The 19,963-nt window shown below is 47.3% G+C and carries 20 protein-coding genes; 13 read left to right on the top strand and 7 right to left on the bottom strand.

Annotated features, from left to right (window positions below):
• Window positions 1-42: 42 nt before the first annotated feature.
• Entirely contained in the window at window positions 43-537 is a 495-nt protein-coding gene (locus tag L9P36_RS07585) for a hypothetical protein (protein ID WP_237466104.1), read from the bottom strand.
• Window positions 538-982: 445 nt separating this feature from the next.
• On the opposite strand from L9P36_RS07585, the gene L9P36_RS07580 reads away from it, so the two are divergent.
• Window positions 983-1,390 (top strand): hypothetical protein, encoded by a 408-nt coding sequence (locus tag L9P36_RS07580; protein ID WP_237466103.1) that lies wholly within the window; start codon window positions 983-985, stop codon window positions 1,388-1,390.
• 67 nt (window positions 1,391-1,457) lie between these two features.
• Here the strand turns inward: L9P36_RS07580 and clcA are convergent, their stop codons facing one another.
• Both clcA and L9P36_RS07570 read right to left on the bottom strand, forming a co-directional pair.
• Entirely contained in the window at window positions 1,458-2,897 is a 1,440-nt protein-coding gene (clcA, locus tag L9P36_RS07575) for a H(+)/Cl(-) exchange transporter ClcA (RefSeq protein ID WP_290368684.1), read from the bottom strand.
• Window positions 2,898-3,141: 244 nt separating this feature from the next.
• Complete coding sequence (locus L9P36_RS07570) at window positions 3,142-4,749, bottom strand: NAD(P)H-hydrate dehydratase (protein WP_237466102.1); 1,608 nt, start codon at window positions 4,747-4,749, stop codon at window positions 3,142-3,144.
• A 227-nt stretch (window positions 4,750-4,976) separates the two neighbouring features.
• Between L9P36_RS07570 and potE the strand changes: the two genes are divergently transcribed.
• Window positions 4,977-6,287, top strand: coding sequence for a putrescine-ornithine antiporter (gene potE, locus L9P36_RS07565; RefSeq protein WP_237466101.1), 1,311 nt, complete (start codon window positions 4,977-4,979; stop codon window positions 6,285-6,287).
• A gap of 55 nt (window positions 6,288-6,342) precedes the next feature.
• Window positions 6,343-8,634, top strand: a complete 2,292-nt coding sequence (gene adiA, locus L9P36_RS07560; RefSeq protein ID WP_237466100.1) for an arginine decarboxylase — start codon at window positions 6,343-6,345, stop codon at window positions 8,632-8,634.
• A gap of 103 nt (window positions 8,635-8,737) precedes the next feature.
• Here adiA and L9P36_RS07555 read toward each other — a convergent pair whose 3' ends face one another.
• Both L9P36_RS07555 and L9P36_RS07550 read right to left on the bottom strand, forming a co-directional pair.
• Window positions 8,738-9,172, bottom strand: coding sequence for a hypothetical protein (locus tag L9P36_RS07555; RefSeq protein WP_237466099.1), 435 nt, complete (start codon window positions 9,170-9,172; stop codon window positions 8,738-8,740).
• On the bottom strand, window positions 9,172-9,648 hold the full coding sequence (locus tag L9P36_RS07550) for an NlpC/P60 family protein (protein ID WP_237466098.1): 477 nt from the start codon (window positions 9,646-9,648) through the stop codon (window positions 9,172-9,174). Before L9P36_RS07550 ends, L9P36_RS07555 begins: the two co-directional genes overlap by 1 nt.
• Window positions 9,649-9,960: 312 nt before the next feature.
• On the opposite strand from L9P36_RS07550, the gene L9P36_RS07545 reads away from it, so the two are divergent.
• From L9P36_RS07545 to L9P36_RS07525, 5 genes are all read left to right on the top strand, one after another.
• Entirely contained in the window at window positions 9,961-11,280 is a 1,320-nt protein-coding gene (locus tag L9P36_RS07545) for a hypothetical protein (RefSeq protein WP_237466097.1), read from the top strand.
• A gap of 191 nt (window positions 11,281-11,471) precedes the next feature.
• The gene (locus L9P36_RS07540; protein WP_237466096.1) at window positions 11,472-12,152 is read left to right on the top strand and encodes a tRNA-uridine aminocarboxypropyltransferase; all 681 of its coding nucleotides are present in this window, start codon (window positions 11,472-11,474) and stop codon (window positions 12,150-12,152) included.
• 165 nt (window positions 12,153-12,317) lie between these two features.
• Window positions 12,318-13,229: an N-acetylglucosamine kinase gene (gene nagK / locus L9P36_RS07535; RefSeq protein WP_237466095.1), complete on the top strand. Its 912-nt coding sequence runs from the start codon at window positions 12,318-12,320 to the stop codon at window positions 13,227-13,229.
• A gap of 171 nt (window positions 13,230-13,400) precedes the next feature.
• On the top strand, window positions 13,401-14,492 hold the full coding sequence (gene mltC / locus L9P36_RS07530; RefSeq protein ID WP_237466094.1) for a membrane-bound lytic murein transglycosylase MltC: 1,092 nt from the start codon (window positions 13,401-13,403) through the stop codon (window positions 14,490-14,492).
• Between the two features lie 56 nt (window positions 14,493-14,548).
• Window positions 14,549-14,713: a hypothetical protein gene (locus L9P36_RS07525; RefSeq protein ID WP_237466093.1), complete on the top strand. Its 165-nt coding sequence runs from the start codon at window positions 14,549-14,551 to the stop codon at window positions 14,711-14,713.
• Between the two features lie 121 nt (window positions 14,714-14,834).
• On the opposite strand, the gene L9P36_RS07520 is transcribed toward L9P36_RS07525, so the two are convergent.
• Window positions 14,835-15,707, bottom strand: coding sequence for a LysR family transcriptional regulator (locus L9P36_RS07520; RefSeq protein ID WP_237466092.1), 873 nt, complete (start codon window positions 15,705-15,707; stop codon window positions 14,835-14,837).
• Window positions 15,708-15,814: 107 nt separating this feature from the next.
• Here L9P36_RS07520 and L9P36_RS07515 point away from each other — a divergent pair, with 107 nt between their 5' ends.
• Window positions 15,815-16,048 carry a DUF2798 domain-containing protein gene (locus tag L9P36_RS07515; RefSeq protein ID WP_237466091.1) on the top strand — a complete coding sequence of 78 codons (234 nt, stop codon included), beginning with the start codon at window positions 15,815-15,817 and terminating at the stop codon, window positions 16,046-16,048.
• A 172-nt stretch (window positions 16,049-16,220) separates the two neighbouring features.
• Window positions 16,221-16,712, top strand: coding sequence for a DUF6714 family protein (locus tag L9P36_RS07510; protein ID WP_237466090.1), 492 nt, complete (start codon window positions 16,221-16,223; stop codon window positions 16,710-16,712).
• A 26-nt stretch (window positions 16,713-16,738) separates the two neighbouring features.
• On the opposite strand, the gene L9P36_RS07505 is transcribed toward L9P36_RS07510, so the two are convergent.
• Window positions 16,739-17,014 carry a hypothetical protein gene (locus L9P36_RS07505; RefSeq protein ID WP_237466089.1) on the bottom strand — a complete coding sequence of 92 codons (276 nt, stop codon included), beginning with the start codon at window positions 17,012-17,014 and terminating at the stop codon, window positions 16,739-16,741.
• A 122-nt stretch (window positions 17,015-17,136) separates the two neighbouring features.
• On the opposite strand from L9P36_RS07505, the gene L9P36_RS07500 reads away from it, so the two are divergent.
• From L9P36_RS07500 to L9P36_RS07490, 3 genes are all read left to right on the top strand, one after another.
• On the top strand, window positions 17,137-17,490 hold the full coding sequence (locus tag L9P36_RS07500) for an MmcQ/YjbR family DNA-binding protein (protein WP_237466088.1): 354 nt from the start codon (window positions 17,137-17,139) through the stop codon (window positions 17,488-17,490).
• 452 nt (window positions 17,491-17,942) lie between these two features.
• A complete protein-coding gene (locus tag L9P36_RS07495) occupies window positions 17,943-18,770 on the top strand; it encodes a TonB-dependent receptor (protein ID WP_435532734.1) in 828 nt (275 codons plus the stop codon).
• Between the two features lie 71 nt (window positions 18,771-18,841).
• A complete protein-coding gene (locus L9P36_RS07490; RefSeq protein WP_237466087.1) occupies window positions 18,842-19,957 on the top strand; it encodes a BamA/TamA family outer membrane protein in 1,116 nt (371 codons plus the stop codon).
• Window positions 19,958-19,963 lie beyond the last annotated feature (6 nt).

Here is a 19,963-nt window from a genome sequence, read left to right as displayed (position 1 = left end):
CTTGGCTTTTTTGTATTGAGCATGAGGAAGGCTGAATTGAGTTTATTCCCATACGGCTTCAAGGAAGTTGGCAAACTTGCTGTTGTAAGCGCCGTTACCGTTTAGAGTAACATTGAGTACAGTGCCATCTTCAGAGAGTTTAAACGCGGTGTCTCGGACTGCAAAATCAGCGTGGCCTGAGAAGTTGATGGTGGTGATCTTTGATAGCTCAGCTTTGTAGGCGGATGCATATTCGTGCTTGGTACAAAGATTGATCATATCGTTATAGATGTTGTTAATGACACCGCTAGTCCAGCGTGCCGCTTTTTCGCCATCCATACGCTCGGTGCTGTAGTCATAGCCAGACCACGCGCTCCAGTCGATTGTTGCGGTTAATGTGGCATTGCCACAGCTTTGAGCTACTTGCGCGACTTCCGTTTGAATACGCTCTTGTGCTTGTGATTGCGCTGCTTTTGCTTTGATGCCAATACCAGCCGCAAGTGCTGGTGTGCTGAGGGTGAAAAGGGCCAATAGCGCTAATGTCGATTTACGGTTCATAGAAACTCACTTGCAGTTGATTGCTTGGTGTTGATTGATAGAAGAATCATCAGTGCTATCTCTATGAAATTAAATGATTTTTTATATTTAACGCATGGCATTTCGGTCTAATTCATTGTTTTATAATAAGAAAGTCATAGAGAAGACAAAAATTTGTGAATCAGACTGCAAAAATAAAGTGAGATTGATGATGAATGTGTTTTCACTTAAACCACTTTTCATATTGATTTCAAGTGGATGCACTGCATCTCTCAGAGTGGGTGTAAAGATTCATATTGATGGTGAGGCTGCGGGTAGGACATAGCTCAGAAGTAGCACTGCAGTATATCTTACGAACAATGTTGCGTTTAAGTAGGCAAAATGTAATCAAATAACAGCGCTGCGCTTGTACTTTTAGACACAGCACGCCAAGATGTTGTTTTTAGAATAATCGAGTGATTTAGCCATGAATACCTTTGATCGCATGAAGCAGATGACCCAGTATTTTTATGCATTTGCCATGGTGCAGTGCATCCATGTGGGATTGGTGCTGATTCAAGGTGATCAGCATAACATCACACGTTTGATGGTGCCGCTTTTGCAATTGGTGCTGGCTTTAGCTGTTGCGCGCAATGCTCATGAATTTAAAGCTTGGTGTTGGCGATTGGGGGCATTCATTGCGCCGCTCTTTATTGCGCTCTCATTGGCTATCATTGCGATGTCGGTTTATTTGCTGTTGCAGCATGGTGTGGTTGTGTTGCTGTGTATTGAGATTGTTTTTGCTGTCGCATCTATCATGGCGTTGTCTTTGGCCATGAAGACATTGTGGCATCCTGCGTTAAAACAACGTTATTTAGCGCAGGTCAATGAATGAGTCATGCGTGACTTTATATAAAAAAGCCAAGGCAATGCCTTGGCTTTTTTGTTGAATATGCATTGAGTTAAGCGGGCTGCTGTGCTTCCTCTTCAGCTTCAGCACTTTTTTGCTGCGCACGTTGCTTATCAAGCGTGCGCTGTAAAAGCTGCGAATAAATAGGTTTACCGCCAGCCATCTGCGCGACCATGACGGCACCTAGGGTGGTGATCAGTAGTGGTAACATCAGGTCATAGTTATGGGTCATTTCAATGACGAGCAAAATGCCGGTAATTGGCGCGCGAACAGTGGCCGCAAACAATGCCCCCATACCAGCAATGGCAAACATGCCAGGGGAGATCCCCAAATCAGGCAATAATTGGCAGGCTGCGGTGCCAAAGAAGGTACCAAACAGGGTGCCAAGTGCTAGCATTGGCGCAAAAATACCGCCTGGGGCGCCAGATCCAAAGCAGATCAGTGTGGTGAGTAGGCGAAAAGCAAAAATAGCGAGTAGTGCGACAAGCCCATAATGACCAGCCGAAAACTCAGGAATAAAAATGATGCCACCACTGGTAATTTCAGGCACATAGAGCAGCAATAAACCAAACACTGCACCAATGGCAGCACCAGTTAGTACAAAGCGTTTGCGTTCGTTGCGATGGATGCGCTGAAACATTTCGATGGTTTGAATAACGAGTTTGTTAAAGCAAACCCCGAACAGGCCAAATAGCAGACCGAGAAGTAGGAATAACCAAAGAGATCCGAGAGGCGCTGCGTCAAATTGCGGCATGGTGATAACGGCATCTTGCCCGCGTAGCATGCGAAAAACGATGTTCGATACAATCGCCGAGATCATCACGGCTTTAATCGAAATCAAGTTATAGCGAAATTGTGGACGCATCTCTTCGACCACAAACATCACACCGGCTAGTGGTGCATTAAAGGCGGCGGCAAGGCCTCCGGCGGCACCTGAAGCGAGCAGGGTGTGTACCCCCTCTTTATCTTTTAAACGGAAGATGTCAGCCATCATTTGGCCAACGTTACCGCCCATTTGTACAGTTGGACCTTCGCGACCCAATACCATACCTGAGCCTAAAGCGCCTAAGCCACCAAAGAATTTGACAGGTAACACGCGCCACCAACGGACCGGACGAACGCCATCCATTGCGCCTTCAATTTCGGGAATACCTGAGCCGCCAGCTTCTGGCGCAAAGCGGTGTACTAAGTAGTAGCCGAACATGGCGAAAATAGCGCTGAGGGCAACGGCTGCAATCCACATCAGTGGTGCAAAGTCACTAAGAATTGAAGTTTTAAGCCAATCGGTACGATGGCTTGAGATCCAACTGACCCCCATTTCAAATAGTGTCCCCAGCAGGCCGGCTCCGACACCAACCAGTGCAGAGAGCAGAAGGACTTGAATCGGCGTTTTATGGCTAGACATAAAGCGTCGAACGGTTTTACTAGGTTGGTGGCGGACACGTACCCGCACACTGACCTGTTCATTGGGATCGGAATGAGAAGAAGTCATGGCGCAATAGGATCATCATTGAAAAAGAACGTGAAAACAGGCTAATGGTATCTAACATCCAGCTTAGTTGACATGCACATTCCGGCAACCTTTGCTTTCTTTTTAACACGAAAGTGTATTGATATTTTTACAAATCAATGCCGCTATAAAAATAAAAATGTGTCGAAAAAGCATACAATCGAGCCAAGTGGTGGTATGGCAAGATAGGCTCAAGTGCATCTTTCTGATGCTTTAATTTGATGCTTTAATTTGATGCTTGTTGGTCAAATGCTTCGTAAAAAGGGTTCGCTGATGCGTTATGGCGATCTTGGCCTGCAAGATGAAATACGCTTTGCAGCGCCTGAATCACATCTCGCGCTAATAAGCCGATTTGCCCGTAGTGCTGCGCATGAGTATCTGCCGCATGGCTGTGCACGAGAACGCCAAGGCGCGCTGCATCCATGGCCGAATAGTTTTGTGCCAATAGTGCGCCAATGATGCCCGTGAGCACGTCCCCCATACCACCTGTTGCCATGCCGGGATTTCCAGCAAGGCATACATTCGTATGATAGCCATCACAAATGAGTGAGCCAGCACCCTTGAGCACCACGACGCCGCCGTAGCGCTGCTGAATCTCTTTTACTGCTTGATAGCGATTGTGTTCAATATCACTGACGCTGCATTGAAGAAGGCGAGCGGCTTCGCCTGGATGTGGTGTTAATATCCAGTGATCGTAGCGCAGCGGATGTTGCGCCTTTGCCAATAAAGTTAGGGCATCAGCATCAAGCACCATAGGCTTTTGTTGTTGCAATGCATGATGAAATAGCGCAGTCGCCCAAGCATCTGTGCCAAGGCCTGGGCCTAAAATGAGATGGCTTGCCCAATTCATTGCGCTGATATTTTCAGCGTTTGGTTTATTAGCGATGTTCTTTGTACCGACCTCAAAGGGCTGAGTCATGGCTTCAATGCAGCTTAGCTGTAAGGGCAAGATAGTGTGTGGATGGGTAAGCACTTTGATCAGTCCTGCGCCACTTCGAAGTGCCGCTTGTGTGGTCAAGCAAATCGCGCCAGACATCCCTTGATTGCCACCGATACAGCATAACTTCCCGTGATTGCCCTTATGTGCGCTGGCTTTTCTTGGCAGTAGCCGCTGGCCAATGACATTGGCTGTGAGACCATAAGCGCGCGGCGCTTGCGTTTGTAACAGCAGCTTGGCGCACGCTAAATCAGCCAGTGTTAGGGTGCCAACGTGATCTCGCGCCTTGCCCGTGACCAACCCTTGTTTGATGCCAATTAATGTGAGCGTTTGGGTTGCGATGATGGTTTCACCCATGGGCTGGCCTGTATCTGCGTTGAGCCCAGAAGGAATATCGATACTAAGGACAGGCTTTTGACTGCGATTAATTGCCTGAATGATTTGCTCGGTGTGCGGGCGAACAGAGCCGGACAAGCCAATGCCTAAAATCGCATCAATGATTAAATCACTTTGTGCAATGTTACGCGCAAGCGCGCTGCTGGGATGAATTGAAACCCCCTGCGTGACGGCGCTTTGATAGGCAAGCCGCGCATCACCACTTAACTGCTCACCGGGCGTGAGTGCAATGATACAAACCTGCCGGCCGGCCTTGGAAAGTGCGATGGCTGCGATATAACCGTCGCCGCCATTATTGCCGCTGCCACAAATGACGCATATTGCTTGTTGTGTTGTTGCCATGGACAGAGCCTGCATCGCCACGGCATGCCCCGCATTTTGCATTAATTGATAGAGCGAAATGCCAAGTGATTGGGCGCATTGAATTTCCCCTTGGCGAATTTGTTCGGCGCAATAAAGCGGAAGGCTGTGCATATCAAACTCTGTTATGGACTTTGTCATCAGCATAAGCCAAATCGCAGCGTCGAACTGTGGTGTATTTCAAATGTGATGGGTTGATTCACCATGGCGTAATAGGTCAATCACGGCTATCGACGACTGGCGGCGGGCGAGACTTGAGCGCAAGGGGCTAATTTTTTGATGTCTCAATAAGTTGACATGCCATGACTGCTGCTGCTGCAAAATGCGCACTAAGCTTAGCCAAACATACGTTTGCAAGGCGCACAGAGATGAGTTCAAGTAGTCATAAGATGGGATTGGTTGGCCTGACCACCATCGTTACTGTCAATATGATGGGGTCGGGTATTATTTTGTTACCCTCAAGTTTGGCGCAAACCGGTGGTATCGCACTGCTCGCATGGGGGATCACCGCCATTGGTGCCCTTTGTATTGCCCATGCATTTTCTAAATGCGGGATGTACTGCACCGAAGATGGTGGTATGTCTGCCTACGCGCAAAAAGCCCATGGTAAATCCAGCTTCTTTATTGCCTCTTATACCTATTATGTCTGTTTAGTGATTAGTGCCGTGGCCATTGCTGTGACCACAGTCGGGTACTTGGAAACCTTTATTCCTTGGATGAAAGGCACGCCCATTCACACCTTTGTTGGCGTGGTCGTTATCTTGGCGATTACTTTGCTTGCCAATATGCGCGGCGCCAAAATTACCGGCCGAATTTCATCGGTGACGGTTTGGGGAGTGATTATACCTGTGCTGGGCTTGTCGATAATTGGCTGGTTTTGGTTTGAGCCCCAAATTTTTGCTGAAGCTTGGAACCCCAATGATGTACCCGTGAATAAGGCGATCTCATCAGGTATTGCACTGACGCTTTGGGCATTTCTTGGTATTGAATCGGCGGGGGCAAACTCAGGCGCGGTTGAAAATCCCAAGCGTAATGTACCGCTCGCGTGCATGTTGGCGACCATCTTTTCTGCCGTGACCTATGTAGCATCAACGACCGTGATTCAAGGTATTGTTCCCAATCATGAATTAGCCGCTTCCGATGCCCCCTTTGGCTTGGTCTTTAGTTATATGTTTGATGATACCGTGGGCAAGGTGATCACCATTATGGCCATCATCGCCTGCATCGGCTCTTTGCTGGGTTGGCAGTTTACTAATGCGCAGGTTTCAAAAGCCGCCGCTGATATGAAGCTGTTTCCGCCTATTTTTGCCAAAACCAACCGATTTGATGCACCAGTGCAGGGCATGCTGATTATGTTTGCCTTGGAATTTGCGTTGGCGGTAATGACTATTTCACCAACCTTGGTGAAGCAATTTAACGTGCTGGTGGACCTTGCAGTGTTTATCAATATGGTGCCGTACATTCTATCGCTGACTGCACTGGGTATTATTTTGAAACAAGCCAATGTGGATCCTAAAGAGTATCGCATTGCCATCAGTATTGGCTCAGTGGCGGTGCTTTATAGCATTTATGGTGCCTACGCTACGGGACAGGAGTCTGTGTTTTATGGCGCTCTGATCACCTTATTGGGTTACTTCTTTTACGGCTTTATTGCCAGTCGAGATGCCAGAGTCAACTAAACCATCACATTGTTAATGTCGATATTTTTGAATTGTATGAATAAAGGAAATGGATATGGCCCACTACGGTAAACAGAAACATGCCTTAATTTTCAACGATACGGTCAAAGAAGGTGTGATTGAAAATGCGCTCGACCGACTTTTAGATGAGTTTCAAACCGAGGGCGTCGCGGTCACCATGGCGACCTCCTTTGATGATTGTTATTCTATTTTTAACGCCAATATCGCGGTGGACTGTTTTATGTTGACCTCGCAAATGACGGGGCAGCAAGCAGAAGAGAATGAGAAGTTCTTTCAGCTCATCGATAAGCTCAACCATCGTCAGCAAGGGGTGCCTGTTTTCTTGTTGGCTTCACGAAAAAAAATCACCTTGTCCGTGAGTCGCGAATTGATGTCGCGCGTCGATGAGTTTGCTTGGATTTTAGAAGATACCGCCGATTTTATTGTGGGTCGTGCAGTTGCAGCAATGGAGCGTTATCGAGCACAACTTTTACCGCCACTGATGTCGGCAATGATGAAATACGACGATGTACATGAGTATTCTTGGGCCGCGCCGGGCCACCAAGGTGGGGTGGGTTTTACCAAAACGCCGGCAGGTCAGCGATTTTACAGCTATTACGGTGAAGGGCTATTTCGCTCTGATATGGGGATTGAGCGCGGCTCTCTGGGCTCTTTATTGGATCATACGGGCTATTTTGGTGACAGCGAAGCCTTTGCCGCTAAAGTTTTTGGTGCTGATCGCTCTTACTCACTGGTAACCGGTACCTCGGGTGCCAATCGCACCATTATGCAGGTGTGTATGAAGGAAAATAGCCTTGCGATTTGTGATCGTAATTGCCACAAATCCATTGAGCAGGGACTGATGCTCACGGGTGCAAGGCCTGTTTATATGCTGCCAACCCGTAATCGTTACGGCATTATTGGGCCGATTTATCCCCAGCAGATGGCGCAAGCCACACTAAAAGCCAGAGCCCAGAGTGAACCGCTCACCAAAGATTACGCAGAGCAAGACCCGGTTTATGCCGTGATCACGAACTGTACCTACGATGGCCTGTGTTATAACGCCAAGCGAGTGCAAGAGATTTTAGGTCAGAGTAGTCCAAGACTTCATTTTGATGAGGCTTGGTATGGGTATGCACGTTTTAATCCAATTTATGAAGATCACTTTGCCATGCGAGGTGAACCATCGGTCTCGGATAGTGAGCCGACGGTATTTGCGACCCATTCAACCCATAAGTTGCTCAATGCCTTGTCTCAAGCATCTTATATTCATATTCGCCATGGTAAAGATGCCATTGATTTTCAGCGTTTTAACCAAGCCTATATGATGCATGCCACCACCTCGCCGCTCTATGCCATCAGTGCATCCAATGATATTGCTGTGTCACAAATGGCAGGTAATCGCGGTTATTCCTTAACCCAAGAGGTGATCAACGAGGCGGTGGATTATCGCCAAGCCATGGGGCGTTTGTATCGCGAATTTGAAGCCGATGGTGATTGGTTCTTTAAACCATGGAATGCGGAAACAGTGACCGATCCGGTCACTGGCATTGAGGTGCCTTTTGAAGAAGCCGATCCGGCGCTGCTGGCATCGAACCAAGATTTTTGGGTGATGAAACCAGGTGATAGCTGGCATGGTTTTGCAGATATGCCTGAAGACTGGTGTATGCTCGATCCCATTAAAGTCAGCATTCTTGCGCCGGGGATGGGGGATGATGGCAAGCTTTTGGACACCGGTGTCCCTGCTGCATTGGTCACCCAATATTTGACGCGTTTTGGCATCGTGCCTACGCGCACCACTGATTTTCAAGTGATGTTTCTCTTTTCCATGGGGATCACCAAAGGTAAATGGGCGACTTTGGTCAATACCTTGCTGCGCTTTAAGTCCAATTACGATCGCAATGTGCCATTAAAACAGGTATTGCCAGATCTTGCTGAAAATTACCCTGATGTCTATGGCGAAATGGGGCTGAAAGATTTGGGCGAGCGTATGTTCCAATACCTCAAAGAGCATACGCCCTCAGAAAAGCTCAATTTGGCATACTCCAGTTTGCCTGAAGCGGTTCTGACGCCGCGCGCTGCTTTTGAGGCAATTGTGGATGATGCTGTGGAGATGGTGCCATCCAATCAGCTGGAAGGGCGTGTTGCCGCCAATGCGGTTATTCCATATCCACCGGGTATTCCGATGTTGATGTCTGGTGAAAGCTTTGGCGATAGTACCAGCCCACAAATAAATTATCTGCGCAGTCTTGAGGTCTGGGATAAAGCATTCCCTGGGTTTGAGCATGAGACGGAAGGCACGGAAGTCGTGGATGGTATCTATCACGTGATGTGTGTGAAAGTTTAAATGGCCGAATACTCAAACATCAAAAAGCCAAGCAATGCTTGGCTTTTTGTTTTTCTGAAATAGCGGCCAATTAGCTGGATGCGTCAACGCTGAAAGCGAGGTATTACATCGATGGATTGAGTTGCCCGAGTTTTAAGTAGGCATGGCGCTCGCCATTTTTGTACTCAATGGCGCTATGGACTGGGTGAATACGATTTGCAATGACTTGAAACTTATATTGATTTTCAGCCTTGAATAACACGACTTCCAAAATGCCGTGGCGCAGTTGCCAATGCCCATTGATATGGAAACGATCAAAGAGGGTAAATTCATCCACACGGCCATCGGGGTGAAAATGTAGTTCAGTGATATAGCCCTGTGTGCAGGTTTTAAACCAAATCTGCTCACTCACTTCATGGCGTTTAATGGCCCGTTTTTTGTTGCACCATTGTTCAATATGGTTGGCATTGACTGGTCCTTGGTCAAAATCGCCATGGCACTCACGTTGGCAGAGTTCGAGCTGCTCACTGGCGATTTTAGTAAAAAATAGATGTGGCATTAGAAGCGGCGGATCTCCCAAATTCGAGGTGACCAATAGGGGTTATCCAGACGAGACACCATGACGCCACGCGAGGTGGATGCATGCATAAAGTACTGGTCATCAACCAATAATCCCACATGATATTGACGTTTCCCTGTTTGGAAAAAGACCAAATCGCCGCGTTGGCGTTGATCCCATTTGATCAGCTTGCCCACTTTGCGTTGCTGTAACGTGGTTCTGGGCAGCTCAATGGCATAAATGGCTGACATGGCGCGCTGGGTAAAAGCAGAGCAATCGATGCCTTTTTTATTTTCGCCACCTAAACGATAGGGTACGCCTTGCCAGTCATCATAAAAATCAGCGTAACCGGCAAAGATGATGGCTTCATCAGGTGTTGACGCCTTTGGCTGAGGCGCAGGCTCACTCGCGCAGCCTGCAAAAACAAAGAGAGAACAAGTCAGCAATAAGCGTCGACAAAGTCGAAATAAAATCATTATTCAGTCCTAGTTTGTATGAGGTGAGGTTAGCCTACTATAGAAAAGCTGGGAAAGCCGTGATGGATTCGGCATCAGATCGCGTTTTTGCAATATTGCCGATTTTCCTCTGTGAGATGCCCCTTATTGCGGGGCTTTTGCCGACGATGTAAATGATAAGTGAGAATCATGACATAGGCTGGCGTCATCAAATTCTATTCAAATTGACATAAATCAGTCATCGCATTGACTTGTTCTCTTGTTTCAATCACGTCAAAGACAATGGATTGACATAGGGAGCGTGTTTTGTTGTCAATGGATTCAGCAGGTTCAATGCAAGGTTTATCTCAAGTTCAAGTGAGCCAATGGCGTCTTTCACGAGCACTGATCCTTTGGATGTGCTTGATGGTTCTGTGTCTGATGCTCATGGCGGGATTGTATCAGTCACAAAAAATGGCGCGATTGAGCGATGAGCATGCCTTTTTTGAGCAATATTGGCCGCTTAGCCAGCATCATCAAACCTTAAAACAGCTTAATTTTGAGTTAGGGCAGTGGGCCAACGATGTGGTGCAGCGCAATGCTCGTGGTGAGTTAGAACAAGCGATCGCTCGTTTTGAGCGTTTAGAACGCGGCCTCACACAGCAGCATGCAGCCTTTGAAGCAGCAAAAAAACAGCTGCCATCCTCAGCGCAGCAAGCCTTGTTACTCAATATTCGTAATGATCAACCGTGGCAGCAACTGCAACAATCTGGACGTGTGCTTTATCACTATCAAGGGGAACTCATTCCCTTGGCGCAAGAGATTGCGGATAAAAAACGTCAGTTTAGCTATGCGATCACCATGGTGCGCGCTGAGATGAGCCGTGTGGGGTTGATTTTATTTGCTGATAACCCAGAAGCGACAGAGTATGTCACCACCTTTGTCAATAACTCTGCAGCAATGGAAAGTGCTTATCTTGCCTATTTAGTGGAACAAAATGGTGCGCGCGCACGAAAAGATTTGCGCCAGCTCAAGCACAGTTTTGCGCGAATGGAAGTGAGTTTGCAGGAACTGATGCGCATCGAACCAAGCCTTGTGAACTATCACAATATTTTGGTGCCCTTTGATATGGTCGCACTGGGTTTCTCAACACAGGGCTTGTTGCAGCAGCATATGGCGCTGGTGGATTTGCAGCAGCGCCAATCCATGGCCTTGGCGGATTTTCAATCTCAAGTGATGTTGATGACGCAAGCCTTAAATCAGCGTCAGCAACAGATTCAAGCTGAATTGCTAAGGCTTAAGCAGCGTTTAGCCGTAAAGCCGCCGACAACCCTTTACGCCCTATGGCTTTCTGCATGCCTTATTTTAATCGGCTATGGCGTGCAACTGATTTGGCGTTTACATCAGCAGCGCCATCAGGTCAGCCAAGCACTACAAGCGCCGATGCATGCCGCTAACTTCAAGCTCATTGAGGAGTACGCATCAATTTACAATGGGTTGGTTGAACGGCTCAGTCCAATCCTTGCCAGTCGCCAGCGCGCAGTCGTCGCGGTGGCAAAATCGCAGCAGCAAAATGAGGGGCATGACAGTGTCTCACCTTTTGTCATGAAGCCGTGCCCAATGACAGGTGTCTCATCGCTCAATGAATTGAGCGGCTCTCGTGAGAAGGTTTGATAAGGTGCGTGCAATATCAGTGTGATAGCATCGGTAAATTGTCGCGATTGCCATGTTTGTAAGTGTGGTATTGCAAGATCTAGGGTGTCATTGCATGGTGGCAATACCACTGGCGATAAAATAGGGCAGCGCTTGCAGGAATCCATGAGCGGCGTAGAATGCGCCGGTGTTTTTTTGCTTGATCCAATTTCATGTTACCCCACGCACTTCATCTACTGCGCCAGCAACGCTTGGCAATCTCTCGTCGTCCCTTTAATGCGCGCGGCGGCAAAATGCAGCGCTGCGATCGCTGTATGCTGCGCGAAATTTACTGTATTTGTGGTGTGTCCCATCGCACGCCATGCAATGCAGCTGTTTTACTCTTGATGTATGACGATGAAATTCTCAAACCCAGCAATACAGGGCGTTTAATCGCCGATGTGATAGCGGACACCTCTGGCTATATTTGGGCACGTAACGAGCCAAACGAAGAACTTTTAGCAAAAATTAGCGATCCTCAGTATCAGCCATTTTTGGTCTTTCCCGATGAATATGCCAAGCCAGAGCAACCAGTCGTGCATCAAGTCGCCGTTGCTGCGGGCAAAACACCGCTGTTTATTTTGATTGATGGCAGCTGGCGAGAAGCACGGAAAATCTTTAGTAAAAGTCCTTATTTACACCATTTGCCCATGCTGTCAATTTGTCCGAAAACCTTATCGCGTTATCAAATGCGAGTGGCGGCAAAAGAGAACCATTTGGCAACCGCTGAGGTTGCGGCCATGGTACTTGAGCTTGCAGATTGTCCTCATGCAGCGGATGCATTGAATGAGCGTTTTGATCTCTTTAAAGAGCGCTATTTGGCAGGAAAAATGAGCAGAGAGCCTAAATTTTAACCACTTGCATGGGTTGCATCAAATTTACTGCGAAATTGTGATTTATTTTTTTGCGTGTAATAAATAACCCTGATAAACAGCCAGTTAGCAAATCAAGATTGAAACATCCTTGGTCATGATGCCCAGAGCGTGATCCGATCAAGTGATGACCAAAAGGAGACAGAGATGTATTACGGCTTTGATGTTGGCGGCACAAAAATTGAGTTTGGCGCATTTAACGAGCAGTTAGAGCGCGTTGCAACCGAGCGTGTGCCAACCCCAGGTGACGACTATGAAGCACTACTGCAAGCAGTGGCGGATTTGGTTGCCAAATACGATGCAGAATTTGCAACCCAAGGTGCTATCGGTGTGGGTATTCCGGGTATTGAAAAAGCAGATACCGGTGAAGTGCTAACCAGCAACGTACCTGCGGCAAAAGGGCGTACATTGCGCAAAGACTTAGAAGCCAAAATCGGTCGTAAAATTCAGCTCGATAACGATGCCAACTGCTTTGCACTATCTGAAGCTTGGGATGCTGACTTGCAAGATCAAGGCTCTGTGCTTGGTTTGATTCTGGGGACTGGCTTTGGTGGCGGTTTTGTCGTGGAGGGTAAGGTCTTCTCTGGCTTTAACCATGTTGCAGGTGAAGTGGGTCATGCCCGTTTGCCGATTGATGCCTATTTCCACCTAGGTGAAAATGCACCTATCTTTGATTGCGGTTGTGGTCAAAAAGGCTGTATCGATAACTACCTTTCTGGCCGTGGTTTTGAAATGCTTTATGCCGCTGAATATGGCGAGCAATTAAAAGCGATTGAGATCATTGAGCGCAATGCCAAAGGGGATGAGAAAGCCGTAGCATTTGTTGATAAGTTCATGGAACTGTTGGCGATCTGCTTTGGTAATATCTTTACTGGTATGGACCCGCACGTGGTCGTTTTGGGCGGCGGTCTTTCAAACTTTGAGCTGATCTATGAAGAGCTGCCAAAGCGTCTGCCAAAATATATTTTGTCTCTGGCTCGTGCCCCGCGCATTGTCAAAGCAAAATATGGCGATTCAGGCGGTGTTCGTGGTGCTGCATTCTTGAACATTCGTGGCTAATGCCCATTGCTTGTAATAAAAAAACGCGCTTCGGCGCGTTTTTTTATGTCGTTTCAATCACCAATAGCGCAGCTAATTACCTTGTCGATAAAAATTTGTGAGCGCTGTTTATCCTCAAAATCAATCTGTTGTGTATAAAATGGCGTTTTATTTTCAAGTGAATTAGGCGTTATGAAATTTTCTGCAGTTGCGCTTCTTTGTTTACTGGTGGTGACAGGCTGCTGCGCGCCTTCTTCGCCGCCCCCTCAACAGGGCTCTACGCCTTCAACTACCAGTGGTAAAACCATCGAATTTCTTTTCTCCTTGCTTGAGGCGCATGCCAAAAAAGAGTGGGGTGATAAAGACTATGTTGAGGCGGGTAAGCATCGCTATGTGAAATATATCGATGGCTATCGTACTCGCGCGCATATCGATTTTGACCAAGGCGAAATTTATGTTTCTACGGTGTCACGCTGGAGCGCCAAAGACAAATTGCGTAAAGCGATTGTGCATACCCTCTTGATGCCAGCCGATCCCAAAGATGCCGAGCTCTTTAGCGATAAAGAAGCGGTGATTTCAGGCCAGCCGTTTTTATTGGGGCAAGTGGTGGACCATGAAGGGCAGCCGATTCGCTGGGAGTGGCGTGCGGGTCGATATGCTGATTATTTGATTGCCAATAAGCTGCAAGAGAAAAAGCTGAAAAACGGGAATACCGCCTATTACGTCAAGATCGATATGGTGTCCGATCACCTTGAGCAGCGTGAATACAAATATGCCAGTTTAGTGCAAGCCGCAGCCAAGCGATATGGCCTTTCAGAAGACTTAATTTACGCGGTGATCAAAACAGAAAGTAGTTTTAACCCCTATGCCGTGAGTCATGCGGGTGCCTATGGTTTGATGCAGGTGATTCCAAAAACAGCCGGTGCTGATGTATTTAAATTGGTGAAAAATAAGCCGGGTATTCCAACCAAAGAGTATCTGTTTGATCCTGCTAATAACATCGATACTGGTGCGGCTTATCTCTATATTTTAAAAACGCGTTATCTGCGCGATGTGAAGCATCCAACATCACGTCACTTTAGTATGATTTCCGCCTATAACGGGGGAACCGGCGGGGTACTTGCGACCTTTGATAAGGATCGCAAACGTGCTATGTCAAAGCTCAATGCAACGTCGCCACGTGGGGTGTATAACGCGCTCACCACCAAACATCCAAAAGATGAAGCGCGCCGTTATCTGCAAAAAGTGCTCTATTTTCAAAAAGAGTTCACCGACAATTTTTAAGCGCGCAGCCCATCTCCTACACTGAATGTATGAAGGCAGTAAAATGGAGATGGTGTATGACGTCCTCTGAAATGACCCGCATGATTGCTGAGCATATGCATGCAGATATTGATGAAGTGGATGATATGGTGCGAACCTTGGTCGATGAGCTCAATGTGAATGCGGATGACGCCTTGTCGCTGCTTTATCAGCAAGCAACAAGGCATGGTGAAGAAGAGTAGCGGTGCAATATAAAGAAAAAGGCAAAAAGCGAATTCGTTTTTTGCCTTTTTTCTTTGCGTCTATTCTAGTTTTTAGCCCAGTCTTGGTTGCAAGCCGTGCGCTTGGTTTAACGATTTGCGCTTAATTGGCCGGCGGCACATAAATGGGCTCAGCCATGATGCGCTCAATCAACGTAGTGAGTGCTTTGGGCTGATGTTGGCGCGCTTTGTATAGAAGAAATGCGCGCGATGGCGATAGGTGATATTCGGGCATCAAGGTCACTAAATCAGCTGATTCAGGAATATGGTGTACTGGAATGGCGGCAATGCCGACACCTGCAAGCATGGCTTTAATCTGCAAGGTGACATCGTTGAGCGTCATCACCACATTGGCGCGAAAGGGCACGGCTTGGCCTTGCTGGTTAAAGAGTTCCATTTGCGGCTTGTGTACTAAGCTTAGCCAGCGGCACTGCGCTAATGCATCCAGCGTTTGGGGCCGCCCATATTGCGCAATATAGCGCTTGCTGGCGACAATCTTGAATTCAGCCGTAAACAGTGGGCGGGCGATAATATCACTGCGCTCGCCAGTGTGAAAAGCGATCACTAAGTCGCGGTCTGTACGTAGAATGGGATCGCTTAAGCTCAGTTCAACATCCATGGTGACGCGGGGATGATCGAGCATAAATTGTTCGATAATGTGACTGAGGCGATTGCGATACATGGTATAGGGCGCGACAAAATTGATATGGCCTCGCACTTCATTTTGGTCATGAAGAAAATGATCCAGCCCATATTGCGCATGGTTAAAATTTTGCCAAATAGACTCAAAAAGGCGTTGTCCATCAGCCGTTGCAACCAGCTCACGTCCTTGTTTTTCTAACAGTCGAATATTGAAACGTTGCTCTAATAGGTGCAAACGGCGCGAGAGGGTTGAAAGTGGTTGTTTGAGTGTTTGCGCCGCCTGTTTTAAGGAGCCAGCTTCGACCACTTGGCAAAATAGATATAAATCATCCATGTTTCCATATATGGAATTCACGCTTTAATTTCTCCCTCTTTTTTCGATTTACGCTAAGTATTAGTCTGCTGCTATCAAAAGTAAATCGAGAAAACAGAAGAGGGTGAATGACTCGCATTCAATTTTGGCTCACGGCCGTTTTATCTTCATTGACCATGGCAAGCTGTATGTCTGGTGTCTTAACCACCATCAATACGGGGATTGATGCCATGTTACTGAATCGCTGGTTTCATAGCTTTAGTATCGCTTGGCCCATCGCTTTAACGCTGAATTTACTGATTTTGCCGCAAGTGCGTCGTTTGGCGGCTTGGTTGAGTCAAAAGCTGCATCATCAGCGCTAATCTGTGATGATGCGAGTCACGACGGTGGTAAATACTGCGATGAAATGCGCTGTAACAAGGGATTTTGTTTGCGATCGTGGCGTCAGTTTTTTCGCTTGGAGTTGCTGAAAAAGATGGAATTGGGTTTGCTGGATACCCCCAAAAGATGGGATTGCAACATGGAGTGTTTTTGGTGCCCATTGAGTCTTTATTTACCCAGATTGCAGATGCATTTCCCGCCATGGAAAAGCCTCAAGGCATGGCCTTGACCTTTCATCCTCGTGGCTGTCCTCATTGTCTATTTTTGCGTGATGATCTTGCTGAATATCAACGTCATCCATTGCCAGAAGCGGCGATTCGCGTGGTGCAACATGAGATGTCTTGTTTGTCGGCAGCTGGCTGGCTTTGGGTCATGCCATCCTATTTGCTGCATTGCCTAAAATATATCGATGAGCGCGATCGCAGTGAAATTCAATTTTTGATTTATAACTTGGCGCCAAAACCAGCCTATGTAGAAGAGACCAAAATGCGTCTGGTGCATTTTAATCGTGCTCAGCTTCAGTGTTTGGTGCAATTTTTACAGTGCTGCCAAGCGCATAAACATTGGTCTGTCCATTGTGAAGCGGCGTTGCAGCAAGCATTGAATTTTGTCTGCGATCTTCAGGCGGTGACGAGTGGGTCGTGATCACCAATCGGCTTGGATAGATGTCGTTAAATACGTTGATTGCGCACCAGTCCCCGGTGCACGTTTTTACAGAGTTTGCCAAAACGGCGAATCTCATCAAATTGCGGTATGACGCCGCGTTTGAGCGCATGTTGCCAATAGCTGACTTCTGTTTCGACCAGTTCCATTAGCTTTTTCGGACAGCCGATGCATAGATTATCTGGGCCACAAACAAAGGTGTCCGCATCATAAAGCGGAAAAGTCGTGAGGGCTTGGTCAATGATTTGCTGCATGGCAGTTTGGCGATCAGGTTTGCGACTCATAGCGGTTGGCTCAGCAAAAAGAGCGCAGTTTAGCGGTGCAAAAGAAAAAGCAAAGCGTCCATGGGCTATTGTTTTAATATGAGGTGTAGAGAATGATTGCCACGTCAATAAAGGATGTGCAGATGAATCAACAAGCCATTGAACTGTTTCTATCGACCCTTGCTGGCGCGCAGGCTGAGTTCCCATTTGGCCCTGAAGCTAAAGTCTATAAGGTGATGGGCAAGATGTTTGCCTTGGTGACGCAAGATGAGACACCAACGCGTATCACCCTCAAGGCAACGCCTGTGGATGTGGATATTTTGGTTGATGAATATGAAGCCATTTCGCGCGGTTATCATATGAATAAACGCCATTGGATCACAGTGACACTGAGTGATGAGCTCAGCGGCGCCATGCTCAATGATCTGATGGTACGCTCCTATGATTTGGTGGTCTCTGGGTTGACTAAAGCGCAGCAAGCTGCACTAAAAGTGTAATAGCTGCATTTAACTGGCTTAGTGTCCGTTGGCTGTGTACCGTGCGCTTTGTGATAGCGCGGGGCATTATCGTCATTGTGAAAGGGATGTGATGGCGAACTTCTATACGGCAAAGCAAAGCAGTTGTTTATTTTTTAGTAGGTTAATACGCAGATAAATTGCGATGTGTATTTGTGTCGAAATAGTCAATATGTCTCTGTTTATTCACGCGATAGCGGCCAAAAATGATTGCGTAAAATATCAATAGCACTTGTATTTCAATTCACCATTCATGAAAATCGGTCAGCTTCTATAAAGGTTTTTCACGCATGATGTGCGCAAAACCAATGAAGTATGTGAGCCGACACCCCTGACCTTGTTCAAGGTCATTCACAATAGAGCCTGACTGCGTTGTTAGCTCTTTTGTCTTGAGATGTTCGACCCTTCTTTTCCCCATAATTTGAGAATGTTCAATGCGAAATCGACTGTTGTCGGCGCTGTTGCTGTTTTTATCGCCGATGGCGAATAGCCAAAATTTTTCTTTACCGATTTGGAAAGAGAAAGCGGAAGCATTGGGGTATGTGCTCCCCAAGCCTTTTGGCATTAATGTGAATTATATGAGCCTAGAGCAAGGCATTGCGGTGGACTCCATTGCGTTTGGTGGTTCTTCTGCACTTGATTTTGTTGGCAAGTTATTTGATTTTTCCGCCGAAGGTGGTACGCAATCGACAGAGGTACTGAACCTTCGCGCTGATGTATGGCTATTACCCTTTCTTAATGTTTATGGGATGGCGGGCAAAATAACGGGGCACTCTAAGACGACAGTGGTGATGAAAGGGCGCCTTTCACAAAAAGAAACCCGCTTTCCTTTTGAGTTGAACTTGGATGGCGATCTTTATGGTGCCGGTCTGGTGCTGGTGGGCGGTTATGAAAATTGGTTTGCCTTAGTCGATGCAAGTTATACCAAAACCAACCTCACTGTGATTGATGGGGGTATTGATGCCATCGTGATTTCGCCTCGTTTGGGATACGACTTTAACCAAATGGGAGTACCGCTGCGTCTTTGGGTTGGTGGTATGTATCAAGATGTGGAGCAGTCTTTGTCCGGTGATATGAAGAGTATCGGCCTGAATATTCCGAACTTGGAATCTGCGCGTTTTTATGTGGAGCAGCATCTATCGACACAATGGAACCCTATTGCCGGTGCGCAATATCAGCTATCACCCAATTGGTACCTTTTGGGTGAGTTTGGTATGGGTGAGCGTCGCAGTGCCTTTGTTTCCATCGATTATCGATTCTAAGTCAAACTATGGCAGCTTGTTTGTCAAAACGTCTGATTGCGAGCGGCGCACTGTGCCTTGTTAGTGTTGGCATGGCAACGTATGCCGCTGCTGAGTCCACGGCCAGTGTAAAAAGCGAGACTCAAAACCATAAAACCGACTGGTTTGAGCAATTTTTGCAAGAGCTGGGCGCCAGCGAGCAAATTGACGTGTCACAAGGGATTGATTGGGGTGTGCTTCCAGGTCCTTTTGCTTCGCCAGAGAAGGGACTGGGTTTTGGTGTGGCCGCTGTGGGGCTCTATGCTCCCCATGATTGGCAAAATGAGACGCCGTATTCAACGCTGTCGGTGAAATCTTTTGTTTCGACATCAGGTGCCTATGGCCTTGGCTTTGAAAATCGAACCTATTTAAAGCAAGACACCTTGCGTTTACTCGGCGATGTTTGGCTAAGCCATGAACCAACCTATTACTGGGGACAAGGACGCGCCGCTGCGCAAAATGATGCCAATAAGACCAAAGTAACCGCGCAAATATTAAAGCTGACGCCGCGTATTTCGTATCAGTTTTTACCCGAAACTTACCTCACTTTGGGTTGGGATTATGAAGCCGTGAGCGAGATTGATGTGGATGAAGGCTCTGCATTAGCGCCCAATCAGCAACATCGCTCGCAAGCCAGCGGTACTTTGATTGCACTGGAATATGACAGCCGCGATTTTGAGCCCAATCCAAACCAAGGCCGTTTGCTCAGTGCGGAATGGGTGGCCTATCGACAGGGTTTAGGATCAGATCATGACTTTGATCGAATGACCCTGAACTATCGCGAGTATTGGCCGCTTTCTGCTGAGCGCGTTTTAGCTTGGGATATCTTTGGTCAAGGCGTCACTGGGGATGTGCCCTGGTATGGTATGAGCAAGATGGGCAGCGATCGCCGAATGCGCGGTTACTACGTCGGTCAATATCGCGATCATTATCAACTCAACGCGCAGATTGAGCTGCGCCAGCACCTTAACGGTCGTCACGGTGTGGTGGCTTGGCTTGGTGCTGGGCAAATTGCGCCAAATTTTGCGCAATTATGGCGAGAAACTTGGCTTCCTACAGTGGGAGTTGGGTATCGATTCGCCTTTAAACCGCGGATTAATGTGCGGTTTGATTTTGGTATGGGCAAGGAAAGCAGTGGTTTTTATTTTCATATCAATGAAGCGTTTTAATAGGTC

The sequence above is a fragment of the Vibrio stylophorae genome (assembly GCF_921293875.1).
Taxonomy (GTDB): Bacteria; Pseudomonadota; Gammaproteobacteria; order Enterobacterales; family Vibrionaceae; genus Vibrio_A; species Vibrio_A stylophorae.
This window is presented reverse-complemented; position numbering and strand designations above follow the sequence as displayed.